This window comes from Bacillus sp. AY2-1 (assembly GCF_008368965.1).
GTDB lineage: Bacteria > Bacillota > Bacilli > Bacillales > Bacillaceae_G > Bacillus_A > Bacillus_A thuringiensis_S.
Genome location: NZ_QPEL01000016.1, coordinates 119,837 through 141,987 on the forward strand (window position 1 = coordinate 119,837; position 22,151 = coordinate 141,987).

Below are 22,151 nucleotides of genomic sequence, written 5' to 3' on the forward strand. Positions count from 1 at the left end.
AGCATGGTACTTCCTGTCTATTTTACCATACTTTTATTTTTTCATAATCCTAACAGAAAAAAAAGAGGAATTTGTAATATTCTTTATGAAATTGTCGGTGTTTGTATTGATTCTGTTACAGAATTAACAGGATTTACTCTTACAAGTATGACATCTTCCCCAATTTTCACAATTTCCTTCCAAGGAATTACAATCTCAACATCTTTTCCAAAAATACCTAGCATACGTGTCTGTTTGGAAATAATAACAGAACAAATTTTCCCTGTGTTCATATCAATTTCAATATCTCCAATATTCCCAATCCTTTTTCCATCTGAAATATTTATAACATCCTTCATCTGTAACTCTGAAATTCGTATCACCATTTTTATCCTCTCCCTTATATGACGAATTGGAAACTGTTTCTCATATTTACAGGAAGCCACCTATACGAAACACCATGCTAGTTTCATTATATGAACACTAATCCCCTACTATGAGCACAAACCATATTACATATAAAAAGGTCTCACCATAATTGGTGAGACCTTATCCTTGAATCGTTTTATTCATTTGTTTAATGGCTGACTTCTCTAAACGTGATACTTGCGCTTGGGAAATCCCAATTTCTTCTGCAACTTCCATCTGTGTCTTTCCTTGGAAGAAACGTTTTCTAATAATCATTTTCTCTCGATCATTTAAACGCTTCATTCCTTCTTTTAATGCTAATTCTTCAACCCACTGCTCGTCCTTTTGTTTTTCATCACTTAACTGATCCATAACAAAGATAGGATCTCCTCCATCATTATAAATCGGTTCAAATAATGAAACTGGGTCTTGAATCGCATCTAAAGCAAATACTATCTCTTCATGAGTTACTTCTAGCACTTTTGCAATATCCATTGCTGTTGGTTCTTTTGAATTTTCTGCAATCAACTTTTCTCTTACTTGCAAAGCTTTATACGCAATATCTCGCAATGAGCGCGATACGCGAATTGGATTATTATCACGCAAATATCTGCGTATTTCCCCAATAATCATCGGCACAGCATACGTTGAAAATTTTACATTTTGGCCTAAATCAAAATTATCAATTGATTTCATAAGTCCAATGCAACCAACTTGAAATAAATCGTCAACATATTCTCCTCTGTTATTAAATCTTTGGATGACGCTCAGTACAAGACGTAAGTTTCCATTCACTAATTTTTCTCTTGCGCTTATCTCTCCACTTTGCATTTCACGAAATAATTTACGCATCTCTTCATTTTTTAATACTGGAAGTTTAGCTGTATCAACACCGCAAATTTCTACTTTGTTTCTCGTCAAAGTGTTCCCTCCTATCGGGAGTTGCTGTACAGTGTAAAGTATTTCCTTTGAAGGGGATTTTATGCATATGGTTTTTTCACGATTTTTTATTTAAATTATCTTTCCTAATACAACTAAATAGAATAAGACCAGCCTACATAACGGCTGGTCTTATTCTTCACACCATTTTATTAAATTCTTTTCGTAATCTTTTTATAATTCTTTTTTCTAAACGCGAAATGTATGACTGTGAAATCCCAAGCATATCCGCCACATCTTTTTGCGTCTTTTCCTCTCCTCCAGCAAGACCAAACCGAAGTTCCATAATTTGTTTTTCACGATCATTTAATTGGTGTAATGCTTTCATTAAAAGGTGACGATCTACAGTAGCTTCTAAATCTTTTGTAATAATATCATCATCTGTACCTAACACGTCAGACAACAACAGTTCATTCCCATCCCAATCAATGTTTAGCGGTTCATCAAAAGAAACTTCTGAACGATTTTTGTTATTTCGACGTAAATGCATTAAAATTTCATTTTCTATACAACGCGATGCATATGTTGCTAATTTTATTTTCTTTTCTGGATTAAATGTATTTACCGCTTTAATAAGGCCGATTGTTCCTATACTAATCAAATCTTCAATATTTATCCCTGTATTTTCAAACTTTCTTGCTATATATACAACGAGCCTTAAGTTACGTTCAATAAGTAATGACCTTGCTGCCTGATCTCCCTTTGGCAATTTATTCAAAAGAACTTCCTCTTCTTCTTTCGTTAACGGTGGTGGCAACGCTTCACTTCCACCAATATAATAAATTTCATCGGTCTTAATTCCTAATTTCAGCAATACTTTATACCAAAGGTATACTAAATAAAATTTTAATTTCATCATATTATCCCGCCTCTCATTATTAAGCGATCACCATTTTTTGTGAAATCAACATTTTTGGATGCACAATACATTGATACTCCCCATTTGTAGACAGTTGTTGTGTATTTAATCCAATTAATACTTTGTTTACAACAATAGAACTACCTTCATGATCAACTTGCACACTGTCAGGCTTAATTGCCCACAAAAATTGACTTTCTACTCCTACTGCACGGAAAGGAATTAAACGTAATTTTGTCGCCCAACCAGAATCATTTTCTGGTATTTGAGGAATTTCTGTTTTGGAATAAATTTGTTCTGTTAACCAAGATGGTAAGCAATGTTCTAATGATGAAACATGCATAATCATAACGGGTGTTTTTGTTAATGGATCGTAAAGTTGGTTCCCACTGTCAATAAGACCTGCCAGTTCTAGTTCTTCTTCGGCCAATTGAATTTTTACTTTCACAATTTGGTCATAGTGTATTTTCGTGACCTCTACGCTTTCAATACGCTTTTTAGAAAAATAATAAATTACCGGAAAACCAAAAATAACAAATAACCAACTAATTGGATCGCCGTAAGAAATTGACTGAGATTGAACCAATCCATTTACCATTTCATTCGTTTGCAAAAAGAAATGAGTTCCAATTAATCCTCCGCCAACCATAAAGGTTACAAAGTAAAAAGTACAAACAGTCTGTGCATAATTTCTAAATGTTGTAAACCCAAATGCTGTATACACAATAAGTAACGAGTACAGTAGTTTCATAATTGGATGTGTCATCATAGAAGCAAAAGGAGTAAAGGCAAAAATAACAATAGTTGAACCTATAAATGCCCCTAACACAAGCCTCCATCTTTTGATTTTCTTTTTTAACACGGTAGCTGTTAATAAAAGCAAAAGAAAATCAATGCAGGCGTTTAACAACCAAACAACGTCGGCGTAAACAACCAAACAATTCACCTCTTTTTTCAAGTTGAGACTAGTATAATGCATATCCAATAGGAAAGTGTGTCAATTTGCGGAGGTGTTTTTTTGTTATTTTGTGATTTCTAGACATAATCTGTCGGTAAAGAATAAAAGTACAAATTCATAGAATGATATACTCTTATTTTCACCAACAAAATATATTGAAATATACCAAATAAAAAAAGACCTGCTTAGCAGGTCTTTTCCATTTAAAAAACAAAAAAGGAGCATGAAAGCTCCTTTTTTTATCGTCTACGACGGTTACGTAAAAATGCTGGAATATCGATATCATCTGAATCTGAATGACGTTCATGTACAACTGGCTCTTCACGCTTCATTTCACGTTTTACTTCACGTTGTTTTGAAGGTTGAGCTACTGGTTGTTGCTGTTGTTGCGTGTGGTTCGCATTCGGACGAATAATTGGTTTTGGTGGTTGAGTTGCAATGCTATCATCAAAACCAGTTGCAATTACAGTTACAACGATATCATCTTTTAATCCTTCGTTAATAACAGAACCGAAGATCATATTTACTTCTGGATCTGAAGCTGAGGCTACGATATCTGCCGCTTCTTGTACTTCATATAAGCTTAAGTTAGCGCCACCCGTAATATTCATGATAACACCTTGAGCTCCATCAATAGATGTTTCTAGTAATGGACTAGAAATCGCTTTTTTCGCAGCTTCTGCAGCACGATTTTCCCCGTTACCAGAACCAATACCCATTAAAGCAGAACCTCTATTAGACATAATTGTCTTTACGTCTGCAAAGTCTAAATTAATTAAACCTGGCGTTGCAATTAAATCCGAAATACCTTGAACACCTTGACGTAATACGTTATCAGCTTCACGGAATGCTTCTAACATTGGCGTATTTTTATCAACGATCTCTAATAAGCGATCGTTTGGAATTACAATAAGAGTATCTACATTTTCTTTAAATGCTGCAATACCAGATGCTGCTTGCGTTGCACGTTTACGTCCTTCAAAAGTAAATGGACGTGTTACAACACCAACTGTTAAAGCACCTAATTCTTTTGCAACTTGAGCAACAACTGGAGCTGCACCAGTTCCAGTTCCACCGCCCATACCAGCAGTTACGAAGACCATATCCGCACCACGAAGTGCTTCTTGGATCTGTTCTTTACTTTCTTCTGCAGCTTTTTTCCCTACTTCAGGGTTTGCGCCTGCACCAAGTCCACGCGTTAATTTTCCACCAATTTGCATTTTTGTTTCAGCTTTTGATAGATTTAATGCTTGTGCATCAGTGTTCACAGCGATAAAGTCTACACCTTGTACACCGTGTTCAATCATACGGTTTACAGCATTGTTTCCGCCACCGCCGACACCGATAACTTTTATATTCGCTAATTGATCTTGAGTAGTATCAAACTCTAACATGTCGAAATCCCCCTAGAACCTCATTTTTCGTGTCCAATTTTAATCCCATAAATAACGGAATACACGTTTTACTTTTGACATCATACGGTCATCATTTTGATTATTATTGTTTTGATTACGAGTTTTTTGTTTCGCAGGTTGCTGTTGTACCGGCGTTGGTGCTGGTGCTGGTACTGTTTCAAAATGCTCTTGCTTTTCCTGCACATTTTTCCCACGTAATTTAGCTTTTTGATAAGAATGTTTAATTAATCCAACTCCGCTTGTATATTGGGGCTCACGCACACCAATATAATCAGGAGTTGCTACACGAACATTTTCATGTAAAATATCATATGCAAGATCAAGAACACCTGGCATAGAAGCAATTCCGCCAGTTAGTACATAACCAGAAGCCACTTGCTTTACTCCTAACTTACGCACTTCATCTTGAACAAACATTAAAATTTCCTCTACACGAGCCTCTATTATATCCGATAATTCCAACTGAGAATATTGTTCTGTTTGATCACTTCCCATAATAGGAACCGTAAACATCTCTTCTTCAGATGCTGTATCATAAAAAGCATGTCCATATTTCAACTTAATTTGATCTGCATTTTCTGTTGAAGTTTTCAACCCAATTGCAATATCCTTCGTTATATGGTCTCCACCTAATGGTAATACGCTCGTCGCTTGTAACTCTCCGTCTTTAAAAATAGATAAAGTTGTAGATCCTCCCCCCATATCAACAAGGGCTACTCCTCTATTTTTTTCATCTGAAGATATAGCAACTGTTGCAGCCGCTAAAGGTTGAAGACAAATATCAACAATTTCAAGACCTGCTTTTTCTACACAACGAAGTAGGTTATGTAGTAAAGTTCTCGAGCCTGTAATAAGTGTGCCTTCCATTTCTAATCTTACACCGATCATCCCGCGTGGATCGTTAATCTCGTCAAGACCGTCTACGATGAACTGTCGAGGTACCACATCAATAAACTCACGTTCTGGAGCAATTGACACAACTTGTGCTGCATCTAGAACGCGTAAGACATCTTCATTCCCGATTTCACGATCTTCATTTGAAACAGCGACTACTCCGTGACAAGGAAGTAGCTGTACCTGGTTTGCATTGACACCTACTACAACTTGCTCAATGTGGATTCCCACCATACGCTCAGCTTGTTCAATTGCTTTTTTAATTGATCGAACAGTCTCGTCTATATCAACTATCGATCCCTTCTTTAAACCATTTGATTTTACATTTCCAACACCAATAATGTTTAAGCTGTCATTAACCATTTCACCAATGATGACTTTAACATTGGATGTACCGATGTCAAGACTAACATATATTTCATTGCTGTTCATTCTTTGGCACCTCCTTCTTTATTTATACCATACAACTCAATATATGGAACAACAATCGCAACTTTACTATTTATAAGAAAAATATTCAACGTCTTTATACGTTTCCCTTTTTTAACCCTATATTTTTCTTATTTTTATTTAGCATTCAATTAAGAATATCGCAGTAAACTATGAATAACTGCTTATCTTGAAATAATTCTATTTCGAGTGTAAAGTTTACCGCCAAGTATAAGTCTACACTAAGATGTACTCATAGAAAAGTGAAACTTGTACCAATACTAGTATGAATCTAAGAATTTTTACATATTTTTCATCAAATGAACCATTCTTCTAAATTCGTATGCATATAATAGAACGTTTGTTTTGTTTTTTCTGCTATAAGCAACGAAAACTACCATTCTATTCTTTTTTTTCTCCCGCACCTAATTCTTTCGTATATGCACCTACTTCTAAATCAATTAATACCTTCTTACCTGGTTCAATTGTTTTTAAAATAAGCGGATAGGCTTCCATACGTTTTGCGAAATTTTGAATCGTAGTGCTCACTTCATAACCTTCATTCATATATAAAGTAAGATGATCTTCATTCGCATTCGTTGGAGAATAGCGAATCTCCGAAATAGATTTTAAAATAGCTGGTGTTAATTTTTCTAGTTCAGCGATTAACTCCTTCATTTTCTCTTCTTTAAAAGGTTCGAAAATCGGTGCTGCAACAGGAAGTTTTCCATTAGGTAGTACATCAAGTGTTTTTCCATTCTCTAATAACGGTTGTAATTTTCCCTCTTTATTTATATAACCAATCGTTAAATATTCTTCAATATGAACATCAATCTTGTTTGGAAAACGTTTTTTTACATTTACTGCTTTAATTTCTTTTCGCTTCGTTAAGTTTTCTTCAGCTTTATGTGCTGTCACTCGGAAATAACTTGTATCATATGTCACGCCTGAATCCTTCATTACTTGCTCATCCGTCATATAATGATTTCCAAACACACTAATCTTTTTTATATTACTAAGCGGAGACCGAAAATAAATTAAAAAGAGCACTAATAAAAATAAAATTGATATGTATAAAATCAATCGATGATTAACATTTTTTTTGTTTTTTTTCTTTTGATTTTTCAATTTTGGTACACGATCTTGTAGTTTAATCACTTTACTATTATTCATGTACGATCCCCCTATGTAACATAAAGAACGGCATGTTCCTCATGCCGTTCTTATCTTCTTATTATAACATAAATGATAATGAGCGGAACGAATAACCGTTATCTTCCAATGATTTCTACTTCTGTGTGCATATCTACATCAAATTTATCCTTAATTGTATGTTTTATTAATTCAATTAAGGACAATACATCTTGCGCTGAAGCTCCCCCGGTATTAACAATAAAATTGCCATGCATTTGAGAAATTTGAGCTCCACCAATCCTATAACCACGAAGCCCTGCTTTTTCTACTAAATCGCCTGCAAAATGTGGGATTGGATTCCGAAATATACTTCCTGCACACGGGTGATTCCATGGTTGCGTTTCACGGCGGTAATCTTTATTATTTTGCATGCTACGTACAATTTCTTCACGTTTTCCCGCCTGTAATTGAAACTCCGCCTCTAAAACAATACCAGGCCGTTTCGTTTGCAATACAGATGCCCGATAAGAAAACTCCAGTTCTTTATTCGTTAACCAGTCAATTGTACCGTCTTCAAACAGAATGAGAGCCTTCGATAATACACTCGATATATCCGATTTATGTGCACCTGCATTCATATATACTGCACCACCGACACTTCCTGGAATACCGCTTGCAAACTCCAATCCAGCTAACCCTTGACGACTAAGTAAAGTTGACAATTTAATAAGAGAATATCCACTACCAACTCTTACCTTATGTTTTTCGACCTCTAAGTGATCTAATCCTTCTCCTAAACGAATAACAACACCTTCTATGCCTTGATCAGATACAAGAAGGTTTGAACCGCGCCCAATTACAGTCCACTTCGTTTTGTATTGCTTTACTAACTGTAATGTTTTTTCAATACCGGCTACATGCTTAGGCACAATTAAAATATCCGCTGGTCCACCTATTTTCATAGTTGTATAACGCGCTAACGACTCGTTAACTAAAACACGACCAACGTCTGCTTCTATAAGCTCATTTACTAATTGTTCCATAGACAATCTCCCCCATATTAAGTCTCCTTATGACAATAATATGCAGGGCGTTCACCTAACGTTATCCCTCTATTTACGGGCAGTACAGCTCCTAAATCAAAATTCGGCGGTAACAAAGAAGTTAGGCGGTATCGGGATGCCAGTAAACATCCGATTAGTGAAAGGTAATAATCAACGAGAGAGAATCACTCCCCACTGATTAAAGCCTCACTTTATTTTTTTACAAGCTTATTCATTACTTCATACAGCTTATTTGCTGCATCTGGAATACCTAGTTTCTTAGCAGCTAGCTTCATATTTTGTAATGTTTGTGCATCCAATAAAATCTCATCAATATCACGAATAAGTGTTTCAGCTGTTAAATCTTTTTCAAGTAACATTTTTGCCGCTCCTTTATCAACAACTGAACGTGCATTCTTTTCCTGATGATTATTTGTTACGTACGGACTCGGTATTAACACACTTGGTTTTCCTAACGCTGTTAATTCTGCAAGTGTTGTTGCCCCAGCCCTTGAAACAACAAGGTCTACACCAGTTAGTACCTCTGGCATATTATGAATGAACGGCTTAATAATAACATTGTTCGGGTTCCCTTTTTGCTTCACGGCTTCCATCACTTTGTCATAATGTACTTCACCTGTTACATATAGTATTTCGTAGCTTTTGTTCCCAAACTGTTCAATTGCTTCAACGAAGGCATCGTTAATCGGTCTAGCCCCACGACTTCCACCAAATATAAGTACAGACTTTTTAGGAAGAGAAAGCCCAACTGAACGTTTCCCTTTCATTCCATTTTGATCCATTACCTCTGATGCTCGCGGATTACCTGTCATTACCACTTTTGACTCTGGAAAATGCTCTGTAGCTGCTTCAAAACAAACAGCAACTTTATCAACATAACGACTTAAAAATTTGTTCGTTACACCTGGTACACTATTTTGTTCATGTACAATAGTCGGAATACCTAATTTGGCTGCAGCGTATACAACTGGTCCACATACATATCCACCCGTTCCAATTACGATATCCGGATTAAAACGACGAATATATCGTTTACTATCCTGTACACCTTTTAGAAAACGCATTACTGTTTTCACATTATCTAATGATATTTTTCGTTTAAATCCACTTATAACAATAGATTGAAATGGTATACCTGCTTTTGGAACGATTGTACTCTCTAGTCCATTTTCCGTACCAATATATAAAAATCTTGCTTCTGGATTTAACTTTTTTATTTCTCTAATTAAAGCAAGAGCTGGATAAATATGACCACCAGTACCCCCACCACTCACTAATACACGCACTACTAACTCCTCCGCTTCTCTTTTCTTATTTCCATTATATTTATTTCTATATACATATTGCATTTTTACACACATACGAAAAACCCTGTCTTATAAACAGGGTTTAGTAGCGAGAATGGCGACTTATATTTAATAATACACCTACTGCCATTAACATTAATGTCAAACTTGATCCACCATAACTTAAAAACGGCAAGGTAATACCCGTAACAGGCATCAGTCCTGTTACAACACCAACATTAATCATTACTTGAATCGCAATCATCGCCACAATACCTACTGCTAAAAACGTACCATATAAATCTGGCGCTCCTAATGCGATACGAATCCCGCGCCATAATAATAGACTAAATAATAATAACACAAATGACCCACCAATAAAACCTAATTCCTCGGATAAGATTGCAAATATAAAGTCAGTTTGTGGTTCAGGTAAATAAAGAAATTTTTGTCTACTTTGTCCAAGCCCAAGTCCAAATAATCCACCGGGTCCAATTGCGAGTAATGATTGGATAATTTGAAATCCACTTCCAAGCGGATCTGCCCACGGGTCTAAATATGATGTAATGCGCTTCATTCGATACGGTGCTGATGCGATTAACCCTACAAACCCCGCTACACCAAGCAAACCAAACATCGCAAAGTGAAAGACCCTCGCTCCCGAAATAAATATCATAATGATACATGTCCCAACCATTACCGTTCCTGTCCCAAGGTCTGGCTGTAACATAATCATCCCAAAAGCAAGAAACACAAAACTAAGAGCCGGTAATAAACCACGTTTAAAAGATGTAATCAATTTTTGCCGTTCCGCTAAAAACTTTGCCAAGAAAATAATCATCGCAAACTTCATAAATTCTGACGGTTGAATCGAAAATGCTCCGATCCCAATCCAACTTCGTGCTCCTCCTCGAACAAGACCTACTCCAGGAATAAGAACGAGAATAAGAAGAATGAAGCAAACTAGCAAAATTACTTTTGAATACGTACGCCACACCCAATAATCAATTTTCATAATAAAAAACATAGCTACTACACCAAGACCCGCAAACAGTAATTGTCTTTTGGCAAAAAAGAATGAGTCCCCCATTTTATAAGAGGCCCAAACTGCACTCGCACTATAAACCATAATCATTCCGATTGTCAACAATGAAAGTGTTACGATGATGAGAATAAAATCAGGCGTTTTCTTCATTACCCACAAACACCACCTCTTTAGGCAGAACCTTTTGCCCTATGTAACAAAACATCAGTAGGTGTTAGCCTACTGATGTTTTGATTTACTTTATATAAGTTTATGCACAGCTTGTATAAAAATGTCTCCTCTTTCTTCAAATGTTTTAAATTGATCCCAGCTTGCACACGCTGGAGAAAGAAGAACAACATCATCTTCTTTAGAATGAGCATAAGCTTTCACCACTGCTTCATCTAAAGTATCGACACTTTCAATTATATCTAATCCCGCTTTTTCTGCCGCTCTTACTAGTTTGGGAGCTGTTTGTCCAAATGTTACAATCGCTTTTACATTTTTGAAATACGGAATTAAATCATCGAATTCATTTCCGCGATCAAGCCCACCTGCTAGTAACACAATCGGTTGTGTAAACGCAGATAGTGCTTTCTCAGTCGCTAACATATTCGTTGCTTTTGAATCATTATAAAACTTACGGTTGTTAATCGTTGTTACATATTCTAAACGATGTTTTACACCAGTAAAACGTTTTAACACGACCGTAATTGCTTCATTAGAAGTACCTAATAATTTCGCAATACTCATCGCAGCTAAAATATTTTCTAGATTATGTTGACCAGGTAAAACGATATCACTTACTTCAACAACTTTTTCACCTTTGAAATAAAGAGCGTTATCTTTTATACACGCGCCATCTTCAATTTCTTTCGTTGTCGAAAACAGGATTTTTTGACCTTTAGTATCCGCAGATAACTCCATCACATCTGCATCATCCGCATTTATTACACTATAATCGTTTTCTGTTTGGTTTTTAAAAACATTTGCTTTTGCTAAACCATATTCCTTCTTCGTCCCATGATAATCTAAGTGGGCTTCAAATAAGTTTAAGAACGCTGCAATTTTAGGTTGGAACGATTCTACTCCCATCAATTGGAACGATGAAAGCTCTGTAACTACAACTTCATTTTCTTTTGCATCCTGTGCTACTTCACAAGCTACAGTTCCTATATTCCCTGCAATAACAGGATGCTTTTGTCCTTCTTTTAACATTTCAAATGTCAGCATTGTTGTCGTCGTTTTACCATTAGACCCTGTAATTCCAACAAATGGTGCTTTTGAAATACGATATGCTAATTCAACTTCCGTAACAATTGGAATTTCTTTTTCTTTCGCAGCAACTAATATTGGATTAGAATACGGGATTCCTGGATTTTTAACGACAAGAGAAATATTTCTCTCTAATAATTCTAAAGGATGGCCACCGCATACAACGTCCATTCCTTTTGCTTGTAATTCTGCAGCAAGTACATTGTCTGCTAAAGGCTTTCCGTCATTTACAATGACATTCGCCCCTAATTTTTGCAACAAAGTAGCTGCTGCATAACCACTCTTTGCAATGCCTAATACAAGAATATTTTTATTTTGAAATTCAGTTACAGTTTTCAATTACATCCACACCCCGATATAAATTCCTAACACAGCTAATAAAAATCCTACAGACCAAAACGTTACAACAACGCGCCATTCTGACCAACCACATAATTCATAATGGTGGTGTAATGGACTCATTTTAAAGACACGTTTTCCTGTTGTTTTAAACGAAATAACTTGAATAATAACAGATAAAGTTTCCATTACGAATACTCCACCAATAATTACAAGTAGTAATTCTTGTTTTAATAAAATTGCTACAGCTGCGATAGCTCCACCTAAAGCTAAGGAACCTGTATCCCCCATAAATACTTTTGCTGGATTCGCGTTGAATACTAAAAATCCCAGTACTGCTCCGACAACTGCCATACAGAATATCGCAACTCCAAATTGTTCTTGTGCTACTGCAATAATACTAAATGCTCCAAATGCAATAGCCGCTGTTCCTGATAATAAACCATCTAAACCATCAGTTAAGTTAACCGCATTCGAGCCACCGATTAGCATAAATAGTACAAGTACAAAATACGCCCAACCTAATTCAAACTTAACATCCGTACCTGGAATCATGATATATGTGTGAAATGCTTGCCCTTTTCCAATTAAAAAGAACGCAATAGCAATAACAAGCTGACCTACTAATTTTTGTTTTGATGTTAAACCAAGATTTCTCTTCTTAACTACCTTTATGTAGTCATCTAAAAATCCAATCAATCCATAACCAAATGTCACTAATAATAATAACGAAACCTCTGCACCTAAATGATTAAACTTAATCGCCATAATAAGTGAAGTGACCATCATAGATACATATATGACAATACCGCCCATTGTCGGTGTCCCTGATTTTTTTTGATGTGACTTTGGTCCCTCATCACGAATACTCTGTCCGAACTTTAATTTTCTTAAAAATGGAATAAACAATGGCGAAAGGGCAACAGAAATTAAGAATGCTACCCCAGCCGTTACTAATAAACCTTGCTCAAGCACATGTAGTCCTCCTCTCACGTTGTTACTCTTCGTTGTTTAAACGCCCTGTAATTGCTTCTTTCGCAACTTCACGATCATCAAAATGATGAACTTCTTTACCAATAATTTGATACGTTTCATGACCCTTACCAGCAATAATAATGATATCATCTGCTTTCACATTAGCGATCGCATGGTGTATCGCTTCTTTTCTATCAATAATCACTTCATAATTATTCCCACTTGCACCCTGTACCATATCATCTAAAATAGCCGCTGGATCTTCACTTCTTGGATTATCTGATGTATAAATTGCATGAGTTGCATATTTTGTTGCAACACTTGCCATTATCGGTCTCTTTGTTCGATCCCTATCGCCGCCACAACCAACGATACAATACACATCACCTTTTGCAAATTGTTTTGCAGTTTTTAATACATTTTCTAAACTATCCGGCGTATGCGCGTAATCAACAATAACTGTATAATTTTGTCCGCCATCAACAACTTCAAAACGTCCTGGAACCCCAGCTAGTTCTTTTATAACAGCAATGATTGTTTGTAATTTCACACCCGAAACAAGTCCTGCTGCTGTTGCTGCAAGTACGTTATATACATTGAATTTACCTATTAATTTCATCGTAACATTTACACTTTCATACGGTGTGACAAGCGTAAATGTAGTCCCACCACTCGTCATAACGATATTTTTTGCCATAATGTCACTTGTTGTATCAATACCATATGTTACAACTGTTGCTGCAGTACTTCTCATATACTCTTCTGTTACATTATCATCGCTATTCAGCACAGCGTACTTTTCACGATTATGATTATAACTATTGCCAAGCTGTGCAAATAGTAACCCTTTTGCATGTTTATATTCTTCCATCGTTTTATGATAATCTAAATGATCTTGTGTTAAATTCGTAAACACCGCTACATCGTAATCACATCCGTGTACACGACCAAGATCTAACGCATGTGACGAAACTTCCATTACCGTGCTGTCCACACCTTGTTCAACCATTTTTGAAAACGTCTGTTGAAGTGTTAGTGCATCTGGTGTTGTATTTTTCACCTCAAATGTTTCATCACCGATTTTCATATTAATCGTCCCAATTAGCCCTGTTTTATGACCATGTGCTCGCATAATCTCATCCATAATATGCGATGTTGTTGTCTTTCCATTTGTACCTGTAATTCCGATTAAATGTAACTTGTGTGTCGGTTGACCATAAAAATAATCAGCTAAAACCGCTAACGAACGAAAAGTATTTTTCACAAGTACAACTGGAACGTCAACATCAATTGGTCTTTCCGCAACAATAGCAGCCGCTCCTTGTGCCGCTGCTTGCTTAGCAAAATCATGGCTATCAACCGTATATCCTTTCATACATACAAATAAGCTTCCTTCTTTCACTTTACGTGAATCAGCTTCTATAGATGTGATTTCTGGATTTTCTTTTGGAACAACTGGAAAATCATGCAAACATGATAAAAGTGTATGCAACTTCATTTCACTAAACCCTCTCTACATTGTTTATTTATCTTTTTTTCAGTAAGCAACACATTACCTCCTATATAAGGAGGTAAGTGCTACTGGCCTATTTATGAATGAGACACTTATTGTCTCACATTAAGTAACTGTTCTATAAAGAACTCACTTCCACCAATTGTACCATAAAACGTACTATGTTACCTTTAATTCCCGAAGTAAATTCTAATTTTTGAGCCTTCTTTTACTTTAGCTCCCGCTTCTGGTGATTGCTTAATTACTTTCTCTCCATCTCCACTTATATCAAGCTGCAAATCGACGAGTTGTGTTTGTAAGTCTTTCTTTTTCATTCCAATTAAATTCGGAACTTCCACAGTTGGTGTATCGCCCCATTTATATTCTTTCTCAACTTGTTCTTTTCTCGGTTTCACTCCCATAACAGGAAGAGCATCTCGAAGGATATTCCCGACAATTGGAGCTGCTACCACTCCACCAAACTGTGTAACCCCTTTTGGATTATCCACAGCAACATACACAACAATCTCTGGATCATCCGCTGGGGCAAATCCGATAAAAGATACAATATAATTATTCTCTAAATATTTACCATCTTTCACCTTTTGAGCAGTACCCGTTTTTCCACCTACACGATATCCATCAATATAAGCTCCTTTACCAGAACCTTTCGCTACAACATTCTCTAATGCATAACGAACTTTTTCTGAAGTTTCCTTGGAAATAACTTTTCTTTTCTCAACAGGTGTCTTTTTACTAACAACTTGATTATTTTTTGAATCAATAAACTCCTTAGCTATATACGGCTGATACAATGTTCCACCATTTACAGCCGCCGCTACAGCTGCTACTTGTTGAATTGGTGTAACAGAAACCCCTTGGCCGAATGAAGTTGTTGCTTGCTCTACTGGACCAACTTTATCTAAATTAAATAAAATCCCACTACCTTCACCTTGCAAGTCAATTCCAGTCTTCTGCCCAAAACCAAAATTACGAATGTATTTAAATAATCGGTCTTTACCAAGGCGATCACCAAGTTCAATAAATCCCGGGTTACATGAGTTTTGAACGACTTCTAAAAACGTTTGACTGCCATGACCTCCTGCTTTCCAGCATTTCAATCTAGCTCCACCGACTTCAGCTGCTCCATCATCATAAAACGTATCCTTCTCTAAGTCTACTAAATTTTCATTCAATGCTGCAGCTAATGTAATGATCTTAAATGTTGAACCAGGCTCATACGTACTCCACACAGGTAGATTTCTGTTATACACTTCTGGAGAGACACTTTGAAAATCCGCTGGATCAAAACTCGGCCGACTAGACATACCTAAAATTTCACCATTTTTAGGATTCATTGCAATCGCAATCATACCGTCTGGATTATAAGTTGACTCCGCAATATTCATTTCTCTTTCCATAATCCTTGTAATACGCGCATCGATTGTTAATCCTAAATTTAAACCAGCTTCTGGTTTTTTGAAATCATCACCAACATTAGGCATCCTTTGTCCTTTCGCATCTGCAAAAAAACGCACATGACCTTTGTCCCCATTTAGCTCCTTATCATAATATTTTTCTAGTCCCATAAGACCTTGGTTATCGCTACCTGCAAAACCTAATACATGTGATAAAAAATTCCCAAATGGATAGTACCGGATAGAATCCTCTGCGATATACACGCCCTTCAAACTTAAGCCTCGTACCTCTTTCGCTTTGTCATGTGATATTTTCCTTCCGCCTTTATCTAACCTTACAATCGATTCTTTTTTTGTAATCCTCTTATAAATCTCATCTTTTTCCACACCTAATACTGCAGCTAACTTCTCTGCAGTCTCTGCTGGTTTTTCAATTTGCCTCGGTACAACAAAGACAGTTGGAGCACTTTTATTCGTGGCAAGTTCCACACCATTTCGGTCTAAAATTTTCCCACGTTCGGGTTCAAAAGTAATATTACGACTCCATGAATCTTTCGCACGATCCGTTAACATATTCCCAAGAAAAAATTGCACATATCCAAGACGAATATCGATAATAGTGAAGATAAGTATACCTGATATAAGTATAAAAATAAGTCGTTTTCTAACTGTTACATTTGATACACGCATATCGGAACAAGCCTCCCTTACGCCTAGCTTGTTCCAATATATGCTTGTACTTATTTAATTAGAACTTCTTCTCTTTTACCATTACGGCTTTTCTGCTTCTTGTTGTGGTTCAAGTGGCGGTACGAGTGTGACACCTAATTCTGTACCCGGTTGTAATAATGTTCCTTCCGCCACACTTTGTTCTGTTACGTATCCTGTACCAGAAGGCTTCAAGTTAAGCTGTAATGTCTTCGCTAAATTCATAACATCACGCAGTGCCCATCCTTGTATATTTGGCATTGTAGGTTTATCTCCTACCAAGAAGACTCGGTCGCCTTTCAATGTTTGTTCAGTCGCTTTTGGTACTTGTTGCTGTACTTTCCCTTCACCTAATACGATTGGACGAAGTTTTGCTTTATCAATTGCTTTCCCCGCTTCAGCCATCGTTTTACCAGTTACATCTGGAACAGTAGTTTGTTGCTCTTTCAGATGTTTTTTCGGATCTTTCACTTCATTTGGCTTAATCTTTAAATACTCTAAACTATTTTTTGTTACATATTTAAAAATATCAGCTAAAGGCTGTGCACCGTTCTCATCATCTTTTAATTTCGGCTGTTTTACAGCTACATACACAACAAGTTGTGGGTCGTCCATTGGTGCCATACCTAAGAATGAGAATATATAATTCTGTCTTCCTGTCATATAGCCGCCTTTTCCATCCGGAATTTGCGCTGTACCTGTTTTACCACCAACTGAATATCCATCAATTTTATAAGCTGTCCCTGTACCTTTCGGAGATGTAACAACACGTTCTAATAACTGTCTTACTTGCGCTGCTGTTTCCTTTGTAACAGGTTTTCCTACTTCTTCTGGCTTATGTTCTAATTTTACTTTCCCTGTTATCGGATCTACAATTTTATCAATTGCATAAGGTTTCATCATTTTCCCATCATTTGCAATAGCTGTTGCAGCTTGTACAAGCTGAATTGGTGTTACAGTGGAACCTTGTCCAAAAGCTGTTGTCACTTGTTGTATTTGCTGATCAAATAAAATTGTATTCGATCCTTCACCTGATAAATCAATGTTCGTTTTTTCATCTAATCCAAAACTATGAATATATTTTCGGAAACGTTCTGGACCAAGTTTTTGATCTCCTAAAATTGCAAACGCTACGTTTGAAGAACGTTCTACCCCTTCATCAAACGTGATAGAGCCCCAACCAGCACCGCCGTTATGATCTTTTATTTTCCTATTTCCAACTTGATATGTCCCGGACTGATAATAATCTTGCCCTTTGTACACACCTTCATTAATAGCTGCCGCTAACGTGAAAATTTTCATTGTTGATCCAGGTTCAAATGCATTGGCAATTGCGTCATTGAAGAAATATTTAATTTGACGATCATTAGGGTCATAACTAGGTTTAGTAGACGTCGCTAATATTTTTCCAGTTTTCGGATCTGCAACAATCCCTATTAAACTTTCTGGTTCATATTGCTTACTTGCTGCTTTCATCGCGTCTTCTAAATAACTTTGGACACGGTGATCAATTGTTAAATACGCGTTATCTCCATTTTTAGGTGCCTTTACATTAACTTTTCCACCATCAAGAGACACACCTTTACGGTCACCTGTATATGCTACTTCTCCGTTAGAAGCACTTAAATATTTATCCAAGCTTTTCTCTATGCCAAATTGACCTACCGAGGTTCCATTCTCATTTGGTTTTGCATGACCTATAACGTAAGATGCGAAATCACCGTTTGGATACACCCTTGCATTTTCTGTAATAAAAGATATTCCCGGCAACTTCAACGCTTCTATTTGTTCCTTCTTTTCTTTCGTCAAATCCTTACCTAACGTTCCAAATTCGACTTGACTTCTACCTTCCTTATTTAAAGAAGCTAAAATATCCTCTTCGCCTTTTCCAAGTACTCCTGCAATTTTCTTTGCAGTATCTTCTTTATTCTCAACAGAGTTAGCACCTTTTAGGGCGGCTACTATTTTATAAGAGTTTGCGTCTTGCGCTAACACATGACCGTTTTGATCATAAATGGTTCCTCTGTTCGCTTCAAGAACTCCTGTTTTACTATGCTTTTGTTTAGCAAGTGCATCTAAATCTTGATTATGAACTGTTCCTGTTGATTGTATGTAAAAAAATCGGGCTAATAACAGCAAAAAGAGCAGGAGGAAAAATATCATAAAATAACCTGCTCCCTTATTGGTATGAAATTTAGTCATATTCTTCTTCATCGTTCCTTCACACCTATTGCCTTATTTGAGGCCTTTCACATTATTCGCATTAATTTCTAGCCCGTGTTTTTTTGCAACTTCAGCGATTCGTTCATAGCGACTTAACTTCTCTACTTCAGCTTGTAATTCTTGATTTTCTTTTTGCTGCTGTACAATTTTTTCTTCTATCGTCGCTGCTTCTACATTAACTTGATAAAGGCCTGCTTTATTTCCAATAAACGCGACACAGGCATACAATAAAAAGCCAATAAACGCTACATACAACAGTTTTTCGATTCTTGTAATTTTCGCTTTAACTTTCGGCTTAACCATCTGCTGTGGGGGCGTTTGAATTTGCACCTCTTCTTGCGCTTGTTGTTTGTACTTTACAGCTAAATTAGTCATACCTCTCTCTCCCTTTTATCGTTTTTCAGCGATTCTCAACTTCGCAGAACGCGCACGATTATTTTCTTCTAGCTCTATATCAGAAGGTAAAATCGGTTTTCTTGTAATAAGCTTTAATTTCGGCTTAAATTCATCAGGAATAATCGGTAATCCTGGCGGCAATTGTGGCGTTGTACTATTTCGCTTAAACGTTGTTTTACAAATACGATCTTCTAATGAATGGAATGTTATAACACTAACTCTTCCACCTGGCTTAACCATCTCAATAGCAGATTCCAATGCTTCTTCAAATACTTTTAATTCATCATTTACAGCTATACGAATTGCCTGAAACACTCGCTTAGCAGGATGCCCACCAGTTCTACGAGCAGGAGCCGGAATACCTTCTTTAATTAGCTCTACTAATTCTCCTGTCGTTTCAATAGCTTTATTCTCACGATAAACTTCAATTTTTCTTGCAATTTGTTTTGAAAATTTCTCTTCACCGTATTGGAAGAAAATCCTTACAAGTTGTTCATATGACCAACTATTTACAACATCATATGCTGTTAATGGGGCATCTTGATCCATCCGCATATCTAACGGTGCATCATGATGATAACTAAAGCCTCGCTCTGGTGTATCTAATTGTGGGGATGAAACACCTAAATCAAATAAAATACCGTCTACTTCTGTTATACCTATTTCCTGCAGTTTTTCAGCTAAATAGCGGAAATTACTCTTTACTGTTATAAACTGTTCACCGTATGAAGAGAACTTTTCTTTCGCGTTTTGAATCGCTATCTCATCTTGATCAAACGCTATTAATTTTCCACCTTCAGTTAATTGGGATAATAAATAAGAACTATGTCCTCCTCCCCCCAGTGTACAATCTACATATGTACCATCTGGCTTTATATCTAAGCCGTCTACTGTTTCCTTTAAAAGCACTGTTACGTGTTTAAACATTGTTGCACCTACTCTTTTTCCAATTAATTATGTTGAATGTATCCCTTCCTCTAAACACATCTTTCACGCTTAGAGAATGAAATAATACGAAAGAACGACTCATTTAACTTACCAATAAAGGCAACATACTATACAAATCGCTATTTTCTTTTATTATATACTAAATTTTATCATCTTTTGCGGGAATTTAAATAAAAAACTGTCGAAAAAGCGAATAATACGTTTACATTTTGTGCTATTTTGTCATATATTTAAGTATCCAACACAATTACCATATCTATTTTTCCGATTGATAATTCAGAAAAAAATCACTTCACAGTAAATTCAACGGAATAAAAATAAAATCCTGCTCCAAGGAGCAAGATTTTATAGTTTTATAACATGATGTTTTCCGTCCCAAGAAAAAGGGTTTTCCATTACACGATCAACGAAATCCAAACCAAACTGATTTAAATAATAACATACATTCCACACACGTTCTTGCGGCGCACCTAATGGACGAAGTGCGAATTGTATACGGCGAAATTTATTTAGCTGAACCTCATACTTTTTCTCAACATTTTTTTTCAACATTCTTTCCAGCAGTTCAATTTGTTCATTAATTTTCAATTCGTTTTTCCCTGCAAACGCACTTAACCCCGGCTCTATTTTCTTTACAAATTGCTGTAAAGATGTATGAATATCGGCAATTTCTTTTTTCGCCTTTTCAAAATGATTATCAATCGGTTCCTCTATTTGATTAGACAACCAGTTTTCACGCAGTTTATCGACATCATTTAAAAACGGATCACTTTCTCTCAATTGCAGATCGAATAAATCTGTCGCTATACATCTCTCCACATAAGTAATTGTAAGACGAGGAACGACAGGTGGCATTTGAAAACCGACAGTATGGAATACTTGTTGTAATTCACTCCAATAAGCTAATTCCCCTGGACCTCCAATAAATGCGAGCGTAGGAAATACATACTCTTGCATAAGAGGACGTGTTACAACATTATTACTAAAACGTGCCGGATTTCTCTCCATCTCTTCAATCAACTCTTCGTATGAAAATGAATGCGCCCCATCCTTTCCAACAAACTTACCTTGATGCTCTTCAAGCAATACTCGTTCATTATCTATTTCCATAAATATATGCACTGCATGAGACTTCGTTTCAATAATCGGTTTGTATCCTAGTTCTTTAATTACTTCCTGCTGATTACGAAGGCCCTCTTGTACCTCTTTATACTTACTTATAATTCGCTTAAAAAATGGAATTTCTAACTTTCTTAATTCAGGATGATGTGAATCAACAAGGATTAAACCAGAATTAGCAAAGATTTTCGTAATAAGATGAGCAAAGAAATCTACATACGTATTCGATTTTTCCAAAGCATCATCAACAAATTTTAATACATCCTTTGTAAAATTTGTTTCTGGATATGTTTTAAAAATCTCTTCAATCCAATTTCTACAATCTTCAACAGAAAGTTCAGACTCAGAAGCACTCGCCTTTTTCGGATTACGATCATAAAAAATAGTTTTTTTCATCTTTTTATTTTTCGCTAAAAAAGTATGGTTAATCTCATCCATATCATGGTCTTCACCCGCAATCCAGAAGACAGGGACAACTTTCACCCCTAAACTTTCTTCTTTTTCCTTTGCAAGCTTTAAAATTGAAATAACTTTATGAATTGTATAAAGCGGTCCAGTTAATAACCCCGCTTGTTGTCCAGCTATTACAACATATGTATTTTCATCTCCAAGCGCTTTTACATTTTGAAGTGTAGATTCTCCCGCTTGTAATTTTGTATTATATTCTAATAAATGCGCTACTAAATCTTGGCGGAAAAACTCCCTTTCACGCAAATCATGTAAACGCTGTTTAAAAGCATCTTCTGTTAACATATAATCAAAACATGACTGTATCTCTTTTTTACCGTTCATATAGTCCGCTACAACACCTTGTTGCGGAACAGAGATTTCTTTTATCTCCATATAATTCTTCCTTTCGTATCCAGTTC

Annotated in this window: 18 protein-coding genes; all 18 read right to left on the minus strand. The window is 36.2% G+C overall.

The features are described from left to right. Positions 1–83: 83 nt before the first annotated feature. Entirely contained in the window at positions 84–365 is a 282-nt protein-coding gene (locus DN403_RS03455) for a YlmC/YmxH family sporulation protein (RefSeq protein WP_000236745.1), read from the minus strand. Between the two features lie 163 nt (positions 366–528). Then, positions 529–1,308 carry an RNA polymerase sporulation sigma factor SigG gene (gene sigG / locus DN403_RS03460; RefSeq protein ID WP_000197755.1) on the minus strand — a complete coding sequence of 260 codons (780 nt, stop codon included), beginning with the start codon at positions 1,306–1,308 and terminating at the stop codon, positions 529–531. Positions 1,309–1,465: 157 nt separating this feature from the next. Beyond that, a complete protein-coding gene (sigE, locus tag DN403_RS03465) occupies positions 1,466–2,185 on the minus strand; it encodes an RNA polymerase sporulation sigma factor SigE (protein WP_000976948.1) in 720 nt (239 codons plus the stop codon). A gap of 19 nt (positions 2,186–2,204) precedes the next feature. Next, complete coding sequence (spoIIGA, locus tag DN403_RS03470) at positions 2,205–3,122, minus strand: sigma-E processing peptidase SpoIIGA (protein ID WP_000261973.1); 918 nt, start codon at positions 3,120–3,122, stop codon at positions 2,205–2,207. Between the two features lie 260 nt (positions 3,123–3,382). Continuing rightward, on the minus strand, positions 3,383–4,537 hold the full coding sequence (ftsZ, locus tag DN403_RS03475; RefSeq protein ID WP_000888984.1) for a cell division protein FtsZ: 1,155 nt from the start codon (positions 4,535–4,537) through the stop codon (positions 3,383–3,385). A gap of 39 nt (positions 4,538–4,576) precedes the next feature. Then, a complete protein-coding gene (gene ftsA, locus DN403_RS03480) occupies positions 4,577–5,884 on the minus strand; it encodes a cell division protein FtsA (protein WP_001087559.1) in 1,308 nt (435 codons plus the stop codon). A 399-nt stretch (positions 5,885–6,283) separates the two neighbouring features. Next, positions 6,284–7,054 carry a cell division protein DivIB gene (divIB, locus tag DN403_RS03485; RefSeq protein ID WP_001065792.1) on the minus strand — a complete coding sequence of 257 codons (771 nt, stop codon included), beginning with the start codon at positions 7,052–7,054 and terminating at the stop codon, positions 6,284–6,286. A 98-nt stretch (positions 7,055–7,152) separates the two neighbouring features. Further along, positions 7,153–8,058: a UDP-N-acetylmuramate dehydrogenase gene (gene murB / locus DN403_RS03490; RefSeq protein ID WP_000437030.1), complete on the minus strand. Its 906-nt coding sequence runs from the start codon at positions 8,056–8,058 to the stop codon at positions 7,153–7,155. A gap of 212 nt (positions 8,059–8,270) precedes the next feature. Next, positions 8,271–9,365: an undecaprenyldiphospho-muramoylpentapeptide beta-N-acetylglucosaminyltransferase gene (gene murG / locus DN403_RS03500; RefSeq protein ID WP_014894899.1), complete on the minus strand. Its 1,095-nt coding sequence runs from the start codon at positions 9,363–9,365 to the stop codon at positions 8,271–8,273. Positions 9,366–9,468: 103 nt separating this feature from the next. Further along, positions 9,469–10,560: a stage V sporulation protein E gene (gene spoVE / locus DN403_RS03505; RefSeq protein WP_000753521.1), complete on the minus strand. Its 1,092-nt coding sequence runs from the start codon at positions 10,558–10,560 to the stop codon at positions 9,469–9,471. A gap of 90 nt (positions 10,561–10,650) precedes the next feature. After that, the gene (murD, locus tag DN403_RS03510; protein WP_000860096.1) at positions 10,651–12,003 is read right to left on the minus strand and encodes a UDP-N-acetylmuramoyl-L-alanine--D-glutamate ligase; all 1,353 of its coding nucleotides are present in this window, start codon (positions 12,001–12,003) and stop codon (positions 10,651–10,653) included. Next, on the minus strand, positions 12,004–12,978 hold the full coding sequence (mraY, locus tag DN403_RS03515; protein ID WP_000893058.1) for a phospho-N-acetylmuramoyl-pentapeptide-transferase: 975 nt from the start codon (positions 12,976–12,978) through the stop codon (positions 12,004–12,006). Between the two features lie 22 nt (positions 12,979–13,000). Further along, entirely contained in the window at positions 13,001–14,476 is a 1,476-nt protein-coding gene (murE, locus tag DN403_RS03520; RefSeq protein WP_000766291.1) for a UDP-N-acetylmuramoyl-L-alanyl-D-glutamate--2,6-diaminopimelate ligase, read from the minus strand. Positions 14,477–14,661: 185 nt separating this feature from the next. Beyond that, entirely contained in the window at positions 14,662–16,578 is a 1,917-nt protein-coding gene (locus DN403_RS03525; RefSeq protein WP_017763550.1) for a stage V sporulation protein D, read from the minus strand. Between the two features lie 81 nt (positions 16,579–16,659). After that, positions 16,660–18,810, minus strand: a complete 2,151-nt coding sequence (locus DN403_RS03530) for a penicillin-binding protein (RefSeq protein ID WP_000739962.1) — start codon at positions 18,808–18,810, stop codon at positions 16,660–16,662. A 21-nt stretch (positions 18,811–18,831) separates the two neighbouring features. Continuing rightward, positions 18,832–19,194: a cell division protein FtsL gene (gene ftsL / locus DN403_RS03535; protein ID WP_000182806.1), complete on the minus strand. Its 363-nt coding sequence runs from the start codon at positions 19,192–19,194 to the stop codon at positions 18,832–18,834. 15 nt (positions 19,195–19,209) lie between these two features. Further along, the gene (gene rsmH, locus DN403_RS03540; protein ID WP_149185304.1) at positions 19,210–20,142 is read right to left on the minus strand and encodes a 16S rRNA (cytosine(1402)-N(4))-methyltransferase RsmH; all 933 of its coding nucleotides are present in this window, start codon (positions 20,140–20,142) and stop codon (positions 19,210–19,212) included. Between the two features lie 366 nt (positions 20,143–20,508). Beyond that, on the minus strand, positions 20,509–22,125 hold the full coding sequence (gene bshC / locus DN403_RS03545) for a bacillithiol biosynthesis cysteine-adding enzyme BshC (protein WP_000403034.1): 1,617 nt from the start codon (positions 22,123–22,125) through the stop codon (positions 20,509–20,511). Positions 22,126–22,151: the final 26 nt, after the last annotated feature.

What these genes read in the sequence shown, in the direction of transcription:
- DN403_RS03455 (WP_000236745.1), bottom strand. Translation starts at nt 365, where the DNA reads ATGGTGATACGAATTTCAGAGTTACAGATGAAGGATGTTATAAATATT.
- spoVE (WP_000753521.1), bottom strand. Translation starts at nt 10,560, where the DNA reads ATGAAGAAAACGCCTGATTTTATTCTCATCATCGTAACACTTTCATTG.
- DN403_RS03525 (WP_017763550.1), bottom strand. Translation starts at nt 16,578, where the DNA reads ATGCGTGTATCAAATGTAACAGTTAGAAAACGACTTATTTTTATACTT.
- ftsZ (WP_000888984.1), bottom strand. Translation starts at nt 4,537, where the DNA reads ATGTTAGAGTTTGATACTACTCAAGATCAATTAGCGAATATAAAAGTT.
- ftsL (WP_000182806.1), bottom strand. Translation starts at nt 19,194, where the DNA reads ATGACTAATTTAGCTGTAAAGTACAAACAACAAGCGCAAGAAGAGGTG.
- sigE (WP_000976948.1), bottom strand. Translation starts at nt 2,185, where the DNA reads ATGATGAAATTAAAATTTTATTTAGTATACCTTTGGTATAAAGTATTG.
- divIB (WP_001065792.1), bottom strand. Translation starts at nt 7,054, where the DNA reads ATGAATAATAGTAAAGTGATTAAACTACAAGATCGTGTACCAAAATTG.
- rsmH (WP_149185304.1), bottom strand. Translation starts at nt 20,142, where the DNA reads ATGTTTAAACACGTAACAGTGCTTTTAAAGGAAACAGTAGACGGCTTA.
- murB (WP_000437030.1), bottom strand. Translation starts at nt 8,058, where the DNA reads ATGGAACAATTAGTAAATGAGCTTATAGAAGCAGACGTTGGTCGTGTT.
- DN403_RS03530 (WP_000739962.1), bottom strand. Translation starts at nt 18,810, where the DNA reads ATGAAGAAGAATATGACTAAATTTCATACCAATAAGGGAGCAGGTTAT.
- ftsA (WP_001087559.1), bottom strand. Translation starts at nt 5,884, where the DNA reads ATGAACAGCAATGAAATATATGTTAGTCTTGACATCGGTACATCCAAT.
- murE (WP_000766291.1), bottom strand. Translation starts at nt 14,476, where the DNA reads ATGAAGTTGCATACACTTTTATCATGTTTGCATGATTTTCCAGTTGTT.
- bshC (WP_000403034.1), bottom strand. Translation starts at nt 22,125, where the DNA reads ATGGAGATAAAAGAAATCTCTGTTCCGCAACAAGGTGTTGTAGCGGAC.